At 68.4% G+C, this 13,349-nt stretch carries 8 protein-coding genes and 1 tRNA gene; all 9 read left to right on the top strand.

Annotation, left to right across the window (positions count from 1 at the left end; translation table 11 throughout):
• Window positions 1–1,623: chromosomal replication initiator protein DnaA (dnaA, locus tag AOK11_RS28570; RefSeq protein WP_055596611.1), on the top strand; the 1,623-nt coding region annotated here is incomplete at its 5' end.
• A gap of 1,144 nt (window positions 1,624–2,767) precedes the next feature.
• Window positions 2,768–3,898 (top strand): DNA polymerase III subunit beta, encoded by a 1,131-nt coding sequence (dnaN, locus tag AOK11_RS28565; RefSeq protein WP_055596610.1) that lies wholly within the window; start codon window positions 2,768–2,770, stop codon window positions 3,896–3,898.
• A gap of 296 nt (window positions 3,899–4,194) precedes the next feature.
• A complete protein-coding gene (gene gnd / locus AOK11_RS28560) occupies window positions 4,195–5,070 on the top strand; it encodes a phosphogluconate dehydrogenase (NAD(+)-dependent, decarboxylating) (protein WP_055596609.1) in 876 nt (291 codons plus the stop codon).
• Window positions 5,071–5,185: 115 nt separating this feature from the next.
• Window positions 5,186–6,307, top strand: coding sequence for a DNA replication/repair protein RecF (recF, locus tag AOK11_RS28555; protein WP_055596608.1), 1,122 nt, complete (start codon window positions 5,186–5,188; stop codon window positions 6,305–6,307).
• Window positions 6,304–6,858, top strand: a complete 555-nt coding sequence (locus tag AOK11_RS28550; protein WP_055596607.1) for a DciA family protein — start codon at window positions 6,304–6,306, stop codon at window positions 6,856–6,858. Before recF ends, AOK11_RS28550 begins: the two co-directional genes overlap by 4 nt.
• Window positions 6,859–7,313: 455 nt before the next feature.
• Entirely contained in the window at window positions 7,314–9,374 is a 2,061-nt protein-coding gene (gene gyrB, locus AOK11_RS28545) for a DNA topoisomerase (ATP-hydrolyzing) subunit B (RefSeq protein ID WP_206188945.1), read from the top strand.
• A 42-nt stretch (window positions 9,375–9,416) separates the two neighbouring features.
• Window positions 9,417–12,008: a DNA gyrase subunit A gene (gyrA, locus tag AOK11_RS28540; RefSeq protein WP_055596605.1), complete on the top strand. Its 2,592-nt coding sequence runs from the start codon at window positions 9,417–9,419 to the stop codon at window positions 12,006–12,008.
• An 18-nt stretch (window positions 12,009–12,026) separates the two neighbouring features.
• Window positions 12,027–12,776, top strand: a complete 750-nt coding sequence (locus AOK11_RS28535; protein ID WP_079035144.1) for a DUF3566 domain-containing protein — start codon at window positions 12,027–12,029, stop codon at window positions 12,774–12,776.
• A gap of 121 nt (window positions 12,777–12,897) precedes the next feature.
• Window positions 12,898–12,971: transfer RNA gene (locus AOK11_RS28530), tRNA-Ile, on the top strand.
• Window positions 12,972–13,349: the final 378 nt, after the last annotated feature.

Genomic DNA, 13,349 nt, shown 5'->3' with positions numbered 1-13,349 from the left:
CGGCAGGACCGCCCCGAGCGCCAGGACCGCCCGGACAGACAGGACCGCCAGGAGCGCGAGCAGTACGAGGACTACGACAGCTACGAGGGCTACGGCCGGCGCCGCGCCGACCAGCATCCCGGACCGCCCGGCGACCAGCTCCCCACCGCCCGCCCGGCCTACCCCTCGGAGTACCAGCGCCCGGAGCCCGGCTCCTGGCCTCGCCCGGCACAGGACGAGTACGGCTGGCAGCAGCAGCGTCTCGGCTTCCCGGACCGCGACCCGTACGCCTCGCCGTCCCAGGAGACGTACGGCTCCCAGGACGGCTACGGAGGCGCGCCCTCGCAGGACTACCGTCCGCAGCCGATGGAACGTCCCTCCTACGACCAGCAGCGCTCCGACTACAAGACATCCCGCGCGGAGTACGAGCGCAAGGACTACAAGCGCGGCGACTACGACCAGCGCGACGCCGTCCGCCGCGAGCTGCCGGAACCTCCCCCGGGCGCGGGTCACGTCCACCGCGGCGGCCCCGTCGGCCCGAACCTGCCCGCCAGTGGTGCGCCCGGCCCGCTGGCCGCGCAGCCCGCACCGGCGGCCGGCCCCGGTGAGCCGACCGCGCGGCTGAACCCGAAGTACCTCTTCGACACGTTCGTCATCGGTGCCTCCAACCGCTTCGCGCACGCGGCGGCGGTGGCGGTGGCGGAGGCCCCCGCGAAGGCGTACAACCCTCTCTTCATCTACGGGGAGTCCGGGCTCGGCAAGACGCACCTGCTGCACGCGATCGGGCACTACGCGCGCAGTCTCTATCCCGGCACCCGGGTGCGGTACGTGAGCTCGGAGGAGTTCACCAACGAGTTCATCAACTCCATCCGCGACGGCAAGGGCGACAGCTTCCGCAAGCGGTACCGGGAGATGGACATCCTGCTGGTCGACGACATCCAGTTCCTCGCGGACAAGGAGTCGACGCAGGAGGAGTTCTTCCACACCTTCAACACGCTGCACAACGCCAACAAGCAGATCGTGCTCTCCAGCGACCGGCCGCCCAAGCAACTGGTGACGCTGGAGGACCGGCTGCGGAACCGTTTCGAGTGGGGTCTGATCACCGACGTCCAGCCACCGGAGCTGGAGACGCGGATCGCGATCCTGCGCAAGAAGGCGGTGCAGGAACAGCTCAACGCCCCGCCGGAGGTGCTGGAGTTCATCGCTTCCCGGATCTCACGGAACATCCGTGAGCTGGAGGGCGCGCTGATCAGGGTGACGGCCTTCGCCTCGCTCAACCGGCAGCCGGTGGACCTCGGGCTCACCGAGATCGTCCTGAAGGACCTGATGCCCGGCGGAGACGACTCCGCACCGGAGATCACCTCGACGGCCATCATGGGCGCGACCGCCGACTACTTCGGGCTCACGGTCGAGGACCTGTGCGGCACCTCGCGCGGACGCGCGCTGGTGACCGCGCGGCAGATCGCGATGTACCTGTGCCGCGAGCTGACCGACCTGTCGCTGCCGAAGATCGGCGCGCTGTTCGGCGGCCGCGACCATACGACGGTGATGCACGCGGACCGGAAGATCCGCAATCTGATGGCGGAGCGGCGCTCCATCTACAACCAGGTCACCGAACTCACCAACCGCATCAAGGCCGGCTGAGGCCTCCCAGCCCCCTCGCAGTCAGGCATCCGTGACCAGGGGCTGGTGACAGGTCGCCCGTGGTGGGCACGAGGGGATCCGGCGCCCGCCCGCAGCTGTCCTGGTCCCCTCGGGCAGGTCGTCCCCTCAGAACCGTCAGACACCCAGGAGGGGCGTCCCCGGACCACATCCGGGGACGCCCTTCTCGTGCGCCCGCCGACCCGCCCGCCGACGGAACCCAGAAGACCTTCGGGTGCCTTCCGGTGCCTCCAGGGGCCGCCGACACGCGCCGGCCGTCCCTTCAGCCGTCTCCCTCGGTCGTCCCTCACCGTCCTCGCGTCGGTCCTCGGTCGCCAGGTCGTCCTCGAGGTCCCGTCCGCTGTTCCCTTTCGGCACCGGGTTACGGCCTTCCTCCACAGATTCGGCAAGTTTTTCCCGTCCACATCCTGGGGACCGCGAAGTTGTCCCGATCCTGTCCACAGGGTTGCCCGATGGGGCACTATCAGGCCAGGTCAATCGGTTGTGGATTCGTGGACAAGCAATCTCCACAGGCTGTGGACGAAACGGTGATCCACAGGCTGTGGACAAAGTTTTCCACCGGTAACCCACAGGCAGCGGCCGGTTGTCCCCAGCGATCATCCGCTTCTCCACACGCCTGTCCACTGTTCGGCAACACGAGGCCCCTCCTCACTGGGTCGAGTGAAAGGCGTCACATCAAGGTGCCGAGGGGGCCTGTGGGAAAGACCGGCAAACCTGGGGACGGAGCTGGGGAGAACTCGGCCCTACCTGTGCACGGAGTGTGCAGAACTTTCTGTTCTCCACAGAAACCCCGAGTTGTCCACCGGCTCCGTCCCCAGGGCCAGTGGACAAAATCTAGGCTCTGAGCTGGGGAAACGAGGTTATCCACGGTATCCACAGGCCCTACTACTACTCCCAACCAGAGAGAGTGAGGAATCCGTTTCGAAGCGGGCCCTGTGCACAACTCGCCGTTTCTACGCCGGCTGCCCCTCGTCACGACTTGACCCCGAGAGGCACCTACTGTCAGTGCTGTGCGTCAGACTGTTCCCCGGTGTCCTTGCCCCTCCCAGAGGCCGAGCACACCGAGTCAGATGACGAAGGCGAAGCAGGGCGCGAGAACGCCGGCAACAGCAGGAGGCGGCTTACGGTGAAGATCCGGGTGGAACGCGACGTACTCGCGGAGGCAGTGGCCTGGGCGGCGCGCAGTCTCCCGGCCCGTCCGCCGGCGCCGGTCCTCGCAGGCCTGCTGCTGAAGGCCGAGTCGGGACAGCTGAGCCTGTCCAGCTTCGACTACGAGGTCTCCGCGCGGGTCTCGGTGGAGACGGAGGTCGAGGAGGAGGGCACGGTGCTCGTCTCGGGCCGGCTGCTCGCCGACATCTGCCGCGCCCTCCCCAACCGGCCGGTGGAGATTTCCACAGACGGTGTACGGGCGACGGTGGTCTGCGGCTCCTCGCGGTTCACGCTCCACACCCTGCCGGTGGAGGAGTACCCGGCCCTGCCGCAGATGCCGAACGCGACGGGCACGGTGCCCGGTGAGGTCTTCGCGTCCGCCGTGCAGCAGGTCGCCATCGCGGCGGGCCGCGACGACACCCTGCCCGTCCTGACCGGTGTCCGCATCGAGATCGAGGGCGACACGGTGACGCTGGCCTCCACCGACCGCTACCGCTTCGCGGTCCGCGAGTTCCTGTGGAAGCCGGAGAACCCGGAGGCCTCGGCGGTCGCCCTGGTGCCCGCCAAGACGCTCCTGGACACCGCCAAGGCACTGACCAGCGGCGACCAGGTGATCCTGGCGCTGTCCGGCTCGGGTGCGGGCGAGGGCCTGATCGGTTTCGAAGGCGCGGGCCGGCGCACCACCACGCGGCTGCTGGAGGGTGACCTCCCGAAGTACCGCACGCTGTTCCCGACCGAGTTCAACAGCGTCGCCGTCATCGAGACCGCCCCCTTCGTGGAGGCCGTGAAGCGTGTGGCCCTGGTCGCCGAGCGCAACACTCCGGTGCGGCTGAGCTTCGAGCAGGGTGTGCTCATCCTGGAGGCCGGTTCCAGTGACGACGCACAGGCTGTGGAAAGGGTCGACGCCCAGCTGGAGGGCGACGACATCTCGATCGCCTTCAACCCCACGTTCCTGCTGGACGGCCTGAGCGCCATCGACTCCCCGGTGGCCCAGCTGTCGTTCACCACGTCCACCAAGCCCGCGCTGCTCAGCGGCAGGCCCGCGGTGGACGCGGAGGCGGACGACGCCTACAAGTACCTGATCATGCCGGTGCGGCTCAGCGGCTGATCTCGTCCGCCTGACCTCGCCCGCCTGTCCATGGCCGCCCGCATCGGTCCACAGGCGTGCACAGTCCTTCCGGGTCCGGACGCCGGACCGCGGGTGTGTACCGGATCGTGCCGGACCCGGAGGGAGCGGAAGAGGGCTGGTCGGCCGGCGTCGGTGAAACCGCAGGTGAGGGCGTGCGCATGAGCGCGTATGCCCACAGATGTGCGTGAGCGCCCGGGTTTAGGGTCGGGTCGGTACGTAAGTGCCGCGGCACGCTCGTGCCGCCACGCCACGTCGCAACCTAAGGAACACAACTGATGGAGCTCGGTCTCGTCGGCCTCGGCAAGATGGGCGGCAACATGCGCGAGCGGATTCGCCGCGCGGGCCACACCGTTCTCGGATACGACCGCAACCCGGACCTCGCCGATGTCCACAGCCTGGAAGAACTCGTGGGCAAGCTCGAGGGCCCGCGCGTGGTCTGGGTGATGGTCCCGGCGGGCGAGGCCACCCAGTCGACCATCGACGAACTCGCCGAGCTGCTGCAGCCCGGCGACGTGGTCGTGGACGGCGGCAACTCCCGCTGGACGGACGACGAGAAGCACGCCGAGGAGCTGGCGGCCAAGGGCATAGGTTTCGTCGACTGCGGCGTCTCCGGCGGTGTCTGGGGCCTGGAGAACGGCTACGCGCTGATGTACGGCGGCGACAAGGAGCACGTCGCCAAGGTGCAGCCGGTCTTCGACGCCCTGAAGCCGGAGGGCGACTTCGGCTCGGTGCACGCCGGCAAGGTCGGAGCCGGCCACTTCGCCAAGATGGTCCACAACGGCATCGAGTACGCGATGATGCAGGCCTATGCCGAGGGCTGGGAGCTCCTGGAGAAGGTCGACTCGGTGACCGATGTCCGGGAGGTCTTCCGCTCCTGGCAGGAGGGCACGGTCATCCGCTCCTGGCTGCTCGACCTCGCGGTGAACGCGCTGCACGAGGACGAGCACCTGGAGGGCCTCCGGGGGTACGCGCAGGACTCCGGTGAGGGACGCTGGACCGTGGAGGCCGCGATCGACAACGCGGTCCCGCTGCCGGCGATCACCGCGTCGCTGTTCGCGCGGTTCTCCTCCCGTCAGGAGGACTCGCCGCAGATGAAGATGATCGCGGCGCTGCGCAACCAGTTCGGCGGCCACGCGGTCGAGAAGAAGTAATCCACAGAGAAGCAATCCACGAAGCAGCCGGAGCCTGAGCGTCGGGCGGTTTCGGGGCTGCAGTCCACAGGACCGCACGGCGGTCCACAACGCCTGGGGAGGTCGGCGAACGACCATGCACGTCACGCATCTGTCGCTGGCCGATTTCCGGTCCTATCCCCGGGTCGAGGTCCCGCTCGACCCGGGGGTCACGGCCTTCGTCGGCCCCAATGGGCAGGGCAAGACGAACCTCGTCGAGGCGGTCGGCTATCTCGCCACCCTCGGCAGCCACCGTGTCTCCTCCGACACTCCGCTGGTCCGCATGGGAGCCGACCGCGCGATCATCCGGGCCCAGGTCCGCCAGGGCGAGCGGCAGCAGCTCGTCGAGCTGGAACTGAACCCGGGCCGCGCCAACCGCGCTCGGATCAACAGGTCCTCGCAGGTCAGGCCCCGGGACGTGCTGGGGATCGTCCGCACCGTCCTGTTCGCGCCCGAGGACCTTGCCCTGGTCAAGGGCGATCCCGGCGAGCGGCGCCGGTTCCTGGACGAGCTGATCACCGCCCGCTCCCCGCGCATGGCCGGGGTCCGCTCCGACTACGACCGTGTTCTCAAGCAGCGCAACACGCTGCTGAAGTCCGCCGCGCTGGCCCGCCGCCACGGCGGGCGCACCATGGACCTGTCCACCCTCGACGTCTGGGACCAGCACCTCGCGCGTGCGGGTGCCGAACTGCTGGCCCGGCGACTGGATCTGATCGCCGCAATCCAGCCACTCGCCGACAAGGCGTACGAACAGCTCGCGCCGGGCGGCGGTCCCGTCGCCCTGGAGTACAAGCCGTCGGCACCCGGCGAGGCGCACACGCGCGAGGACCTGTACGAGCAGCTGTCGGCCGCACTCGCCGAGGCGCGCAAGCAGGAGGTCGAGCGGGGCGTCACCCTGGTCGGCCCGCACCGCGACGACCTGCTGCTCAATCTCGGCCGGCTGCCGGCCAAGGGCTACGCCTCCCACGGCGAGTCCTGGTCCTACGCGCTGGCGCTGCGCCTGGCCTCCTACGACCTGCTGCGCGCCGAGGGCAACGAGCCGGTGCTGGTGCTCGACGACGTCTTCGCCGAGCTGGACACCCGCCGTCGTGAGCGCCTCGCCGAGCTGGTCGCGCCGGGCGAGCAGGTGCTGGTGACCGCGGCGGTCGACGACGACGTCCCCCACGTGCTGTCGGGGACCCGGTTCGCGGTGGCCGACGGGACGGTGGAACGGGTATGAGCGAGCCGGGCAGGCCCGACAAAGCCCCCGACGACGCTCGGAAGGCGACCCCTGAGCCCTCGGGGGTCGACCTCGCGCGCGTGGCGTTGCGCGCGGCCAAGGAAGCGGCACGCGCGCGTGGGGACGTGGCGCAGCAGAAGAAGCAGGCGCGGCGCGGTGGCCTGCGCTCGGGTGCGCGCGGGGACCGGCGCGATCCCATGGCGCTCGGCGCGGCGATCAACCGGTTGCTCACCGAGCGCGGCTGGGAGGCCCCGGCCGCGGTGGGCGGCGTGATGGGGCGCTGGCCCGAGATCGTCGGTGAGGACGTGGCCAAGCACTGTGAGCCGGAGCGTTACGACGAGGACGAGCGGGTGCTGATCGTGCGCTGCGACTCCACCGCGTGGGCGACGAATCTGCGGCTGCTCGCCCCGACTCTGGTCGCCCGGCTGAACGAGGACCTGGGCCACGGCACGGTGAGGCTGATCAAGGTCAACGGACCGGGTGGCCCGGCCCGCCGCTACGGGCCGCTGCGCGCCCCCGGGAGCACCGGTCCCGGCGACACGTACGGGTGACCGAGGCCCTTTGCGAGCCATGTTCGGGGCCCTGTTTCAGGCCTTTCACAGAAGGGTGACCGACGTCACACGGAGGGCTTCCGGGAGTGTGTGCGGTCCGTCGGGGTTCCTTTCGCCGTACCCCCTGGTGGAGTGCCGGATCGCCACCTGACTCGTAAGTAGCAAAGGGTTGACGGCCGGAAGCGCTAGGTGCCCTCGTGAGCCTCCTGGGGCCCCCATCCGTATATCGGGAGTCGGGCGAGACCGGTTGAGGGCGGCACATGCGGACTCAGGCACCGGCAAACCCCCATCGATGTCCGAGCTACCGGTAGACTGGAAGCAATCCCGCCCCGATCGTGGGGACCGCCCGGGAAAAGCTGAGCAACGCTGATCAAGGCTTATCAACGCAACATGCCGCAGCCGCTCCGGCAACCCGCCGCCGAGCCAGGCTCGTGGTGTGCCAGAAAGGGCGCTTCGTGGCCGATTCCGGCAACCCCAACGAGAACATCCCGTCCACCGACACCGGCGCGAAGAACGAGGCGACCGCCCTCAACGGCGAGACCACCGCTTCGTACGACGCCAGTGCCATCACCGTCCTCGAGGGTCTGGACGCGGTCCGCAAGCGACCCGGTATGTACATCGGTTCGACCGGCGAACGAGGGCTGCACCACCTGGTGCAGGAGGTCGTGGACAACTCCGTCGACGAGGCGCTGGCCGGGCACGCGGACACGATCGACGTGACGATCCTGGCCGACGGCGGTGTCCGGGTCGTCGACAACGGCCGGGGCATCCCGGTGGGCATCGTCCCCTCGGAGAACAAGCCGGCCGTCGAGGTCGTGCTGACCGTACTGCACGCGGGCGGCAAGTTCGGCGGCGGCGGCTACGCGGTCTCCGGCGGTCTGCACGGCGTCGGTGTCTCCGTGGTGAACGCCTTGTCGAGCAGGGTCTCCGTCGAGATCAAGACTGACGGCCACCGCTGGACGCAGGACTACAAGATGGGTGTCCCCACGGCACCGCTGGCCCGGCACGAGGAGGTGGAGGAGACCGGGACGACGGTCACCTTCTGGGCCGACCCGGACATCTTCGAGACCACCGAGTACTCCTTCGAGACGCTTTCGCGGCGTTTCCAGGAGATGGCGTTCCTCAACAAGGGCCTGCGGATCAACCTCGCCGACGAGCGCGAGTCGGCGAAGGCCACCGCCGGGGCGGACGAGGCGGGCGAGGACGAGAAGTACGAGGTCAAGGCCGTCTCGTACCACTACGAGGGCGGCATCGTCGACTTCGTGAAGTACCTCAACTCCCGCAAGGGCGACGTGGTGCACCCCACCGTGATCGACCTCGAGGCCGAGGACAAGGAGAAGCTCCTGTCCCTCGAGGTCGCCATGCAGTGGAACAGCGGCTACACCGAGGGCGTCTACTCCTTCGCCAACATCATCCACACCCATGAGGGCGGTACGCACGAAGAGGGCTTCCGCGCGGCGATGACCTCGCTCATCAACAAGTACGCGCGCGACAAGAAGCTGCTGCGGGAGAAGGACGACAACCTCACGGGCGACGACATCCGCGAGGGTCTGACGGCGATCATCTCGGTCAAGCTGAGCGAGCCCCAGTTCGAGGGCCAGACCAAGACCAAGCTCGGCAACACCGAGGTGAAGACCTTCGTCCAGAAGGTCATCTACGAGCACCTCGCCGACTGGCTGGACCGCAACCCCAACGAGGCCGCGGACATCGTCCGCAAGGGCATCGCGGCGGCCACCGCGCGCGTGGCGGCCCGCAAGGCCCGCGACCTGACCCGCCGCAAGGGCCTGCTGGAGTCGGCGTCCCTGCCGGGCAAGCTCTCGGACTGCCAGTCGAACGACCCCACCAAGTGCGAGATCTTCATCGTCGAGGGTGACTCCGCCGGCGGCTCGGCCAAGTCCGGCCGGAACCCGCAGTACCAGGCGATCCTCCCGATCCGGGGCAAGATCCTCAACGTCGAGAAGGCGCGCATCGACCGGATCCTGCAGAACCAGGAGATCCAGGCGATGATCTCCGCGTTCGGCACCGGCGTGCACGAGGACTTCGACATCGAGAGGCTCCGCTATCACAAGATCATCCTGATGGCGGACGCCGACGTCGACGGCCAGCACATCAACACCCTGCTGCTGACGTTCCTGTTCCGCTTCATGCGGCCGCTGGTCGAGGCCGGGCACGTGTACCTCTCCCGTCCCCCGCTCTACAAGATCAAGTGGGGCCGGGACGACTTCGAGTACGCGTATTCCGACCGCGAGCGCGACGCGCTGATCGAGATGGGCCGCCAGGCCGGCAAGCGCATCCGCGAGGACTCCGTCCAGCGCTTCAAGGGTCTCGGGGAGATGAACGCCGAGGAACTGCGCATCACCACGATGGACCAGGAGCACCGCGTCCTCGGCCAGGTCACCCTGGACGACGCCGCGCAGGCCGACGACCTGTTCTCCGTCCTCATGGGCGAGGACGTGGAGGCCCGCCGCCAGTTCATCCAGCGCAACGCCAAGGACGTCCGCTTCCTCGACATCTGAGTCGGTCTCAGCTGACCGCACCAGGAAGGACCTTCACCAGCAATGACCGACGAGAACACTCCCGTCACGTCCGAAGAGAACGACATCGTCCTGCGTGTCGAGCCCGTCGGGCTCGAGACGGAGATGCAGCGTTCGTACCTCGACTACGCGATGTCCGTCATCGTCTCGCGTGCGCTGCCGGACGTCCGTGACGGGCTCAAGCCCGTCCACCGCCGCGTGCTGTACGCCATGTACGACGGCGGCTACCGGCCCGAGCGCGGCTTCTACAAGTGCGCGCGCGTCGTCGGCGACGTCATGGGCAACTACCACCCGCACGGCGACTCCTCGATCTACGACGCGCTGGTCCGCCTCGCGCAGCCGTGGTCGATGCGGATGCCGCTGGTGGACTCCAACGGCAACTTCGGCTCCCCGGGCAACGACCCCGCGGCGGCCATGCGGTACACCGAGTGCAAGATGGCGCCGCTGTCGATGGAGATGGTCCGCGACATCGACGAGGAGACCGTCGACTTCAAGGACAACTACGACGGCCGCTCCCAGGAGCCGACCGTCCTGCCGGCCCGCTTCCCGAACCTGCTGATCAACGGATCGGCCGGTATCGCGGTCGGCATGGCGACCAACATCCCGCCGCACAACCTGCGCGAGGTCGCGGCCGGCGCCCAGTGGTACCTGGAACACAACGAGTCGTCGAACGAGGAACTCCTCGACGCGCTCCTCGAGCGCATCAAGGGCCCCGACTTTCCCACCGGCGCCCTCGTGGTGGGCCGCAGGGGCATCGAGGAGGCGTACCGGACGGGCCGCGGCTCGATCACCATGCGCGCGGTGGTCGAGGTCGAGGAGATCCAGAACCGCCAGTGCCTGGTGGTCACCGAGCTGCCCTACCAGACCAACCCCGACAACCTCGCGCAGAAGATCGCCGACCTGGTGAAGGACGGCAAGATCGGCGGCATCGCGGACGTCCGTGACGAGACGTCGTCCCGCACCGGCCAGCGCCTGGTCATCGTGCTCAAGCGGGACGCGGTCGCCAAGGTCGTCCTGAACAACCTCTACAAGCACACCGAGCTGCAGACCAACTTCGGCGCCAACATGCTGGCGCTGGTCGACGGTGTGCCGCGCACGCTCTCCCTGGACGCGTTCATCCGCCACTGGGTGAACCACCAGATCGAGGTCATCGTCCGCCGTACGCGGTTCCGGCTGCGCAAGGCCGAGGAGCGCGCGCACATCCTGCGCGGCCTGCTGAAGGCCCTGGACGCCATCGACGAGGTCATCGCGCTGATCCGGCGCAGCGACACCGTCGAGATCGCGCGCGGGGGCCTGATGGGCCTCCTGGAGATCGACGAGATCCAGGCCAACGCGATCCTGGAGATGCAGCTCCGCCGGCTGGCGGCACTGGAACGCCAGAAGATCGTCCAGGAGCACGACGAACTTCAGGCGAAGATCAACGAGTACAACGAGATCCTCGCCTCCCCGGTCCGCCAGCGCGGGATCGTCAGCGCGGAACTGGCCGCGCTCGTGGAGAAGTACGGGGAGGACCGCAAGACGAAGCTGATCCCCTACGAGGGCGACATGTCCATCGAGGACCTGATCGCCGAAGAGGACATCGTCGTCACGGTCACGCGCGGTGGCTACATCAAGCGCACCAAGACCGACGACTACCGGGCCCAGAAGCGTGGCGGCAAGGGGGTGCGGGGCGCGAAGCTCAAGGAAGACGACATCGTCAACCACTTCTTCGTGTCCACCACGCACCACTGGCTGCTGTTCTTCACCAACAAGGGCCGGGTCTACCGGGCGAAGGCGTACGAGCTGCCCGACGCCGGCCGGGACGCGCGCGGACAGCACGTGGCGAACCTGCTGGCCTTCCAGCCGGACGAGGCGATCGCCCAGATCCTCGCGATCCGCGACTACGAGGCGGCGCCCTACCTGGTTCTCGCCACCAAGGCCGGTTTGGTGAAGAAGACGTCGCTGAAGGATTACGATTCGCCGCGTTCGGGCGGTGTGATCGCGATCAACCTGCGGGAGCAGGAGGACGGTGCCGACGACGAACTGATCGGGGCCGAACTTGTCTCGCCAGAAGATGATCTACTACTGATCAGCAAGAAGGCGCAGTCGATCAGGTTCACCGCGACGGATGAGACTTTGCGGCCCATGGGCCGTGCGACTTCAGGCGTAAAGGGCATGAGTTTCCGCGAAGGGGACGAACTGCTCTCGATGAATGTTGTTCGACCCGGTACGTTCGTGTTCACTGCCACAGACGGCGGGTACGCGAAGCGGACCGCTGTCGACGAGTACCGCGTCCAGGGTCGTGGCGGCCTCGGTATCAAGGCCGCCAAGATCGTCGAGGATCGTGGAACTCTCGTCGGTGCGCTGGTGGTCGAGGAGACCGACGAGATCCTCGCCATCACGCTGTCGGGCGGTGTGATTCGTACGCGGGTCAGCGGGGTCAGGGAGACGGGCCGTGACACCATGGGCGTCCAACTGATCAATCTGGGCAAGCGCGATGCCGTGGTCGGCATCGCCCGTAACGCCGAGGCGGGACGCGAGGCGGAGGAAGTCGACGGCGACGTGGCCGTGGACGAGACCGATGAAGGTGCCGTGACCACCGGCACGGACGAGGGTGAGGCGCCCTCGGCCGAGTAGCACGAGGAGTGAGTCAGCGTGAGCGGAGCCACGGGCGCCGGACCGACCGGTACCAGTAGTACGGGTGCGGACGGCGGTGGCCGTGGCTCTGCCGCGCAGGCGACAGATCCGCACACGACCAACCTGAAAGCGATCAAGTCGCCCGGCAAGGACTCGCCTTCGTCCGACAGACAGGGATCCCAGGGGGGGACTGTGACGGACACCCGAGGCCAGCAGCAGAGCGCGCCCGGACAGGGCGCCGCTGCTCACACGGCCTCACCGCTGCCGGGGGAACGGCAGCCGCAACAGCAGGCGGGGCCGTACCACCCGCCGCAGGCCTACGCCGCGCAGGACGCCACGGCAGGGGGCCAGGCCGGTGCGGTGCGCCGTCCGCGCACCGGGGCGCGCACCGCACCGCGCGTGCGCAAGGCGCGCCTGAGGGTGGCCAAGGCCGACCCCTGGTCGGTGATGAAGGTCAGCTTCCTGCTCTCCATCGCCCTGGGCATCTGCACGATCGTCGCGTCCGCGGTGCTGTGGATGGTCATGGACGCGATGGGCGTCTTCTCCACCGTCGGCGGCACGATCTCCGAGGCGACCGGCTCCAACGAGTCGAACGGCTTCGACCTCCAGTCGTTCCTGTCGCTGCCCAACGTGCTGCTGTTCACGACGATCATCGCGGTCATCGACGTCGTCCTGGCGACGGCCCTGGCGACCCTCGGCGCGTTCATCTACAACCTCTCCGCGGGCTTCGTGGGCGGCGTCGAGCTGACGCTGGCCGAGGACGAGTGAGAGGCGCTCAGCGCTTCCCCGGTCTGTTCCGACGGCCCTTCGACAACCGATTTTGGGACTGCCCCGGTCGTGCGCTAATCTTCAGGAGTCAGCGCGCGGGAGATACACCGCAGAGCGCGGCGGGGCTATAGCTCAGTTGGTTAGAGCGCATCCCTGATAAGGATGAGGCCACAGGTTCAAATCCTGTTAGCCCCACATCATCGCGAGACCCCCGATCGACATGGCCGGGGGTTTTCGGTTTCTCCGGGGCTTCCGTGTCCGTGCCGTGCGTGGTGTGCAGTGCGCGGTGCGCCGTGTCTGGCATGCGGTGGCGGTGCGGCCGGAGTGGCTCATTCGTTGATGGGGATGGGGCGTCCGTGGCCGGCGTCGAGGGCGTGAGCGTGGCCGGTGCGGTCGTGAGGGCCCTGTGTTCCGCCTGGACTCGTTTCCGCCGTCCCGCTCCGTCCCGTCCGTCGAGTTCCGTCGCGTCGTGAGGGCATGGCTTGGCTGTTTCCCTTCGCGTCCTTCGCCGCTGTGGCAGGGGGCCGGCGAGTGTGCTGGACCCCTGGGCCCTGATGATCCGGTGGGCGGGGC

This window comes from Streptomyces hirsutus, assembly GCF_001418415.1.
GTDB lineage: Bacteria > Actinomycetota > Actinomycetes > Streptomycetales > Streptomycetaceae > Streptomyces > Streptomyces hirsutus.
This window is presented reverse-complemented; position numbering and strand designations above follow the sequence as displayed.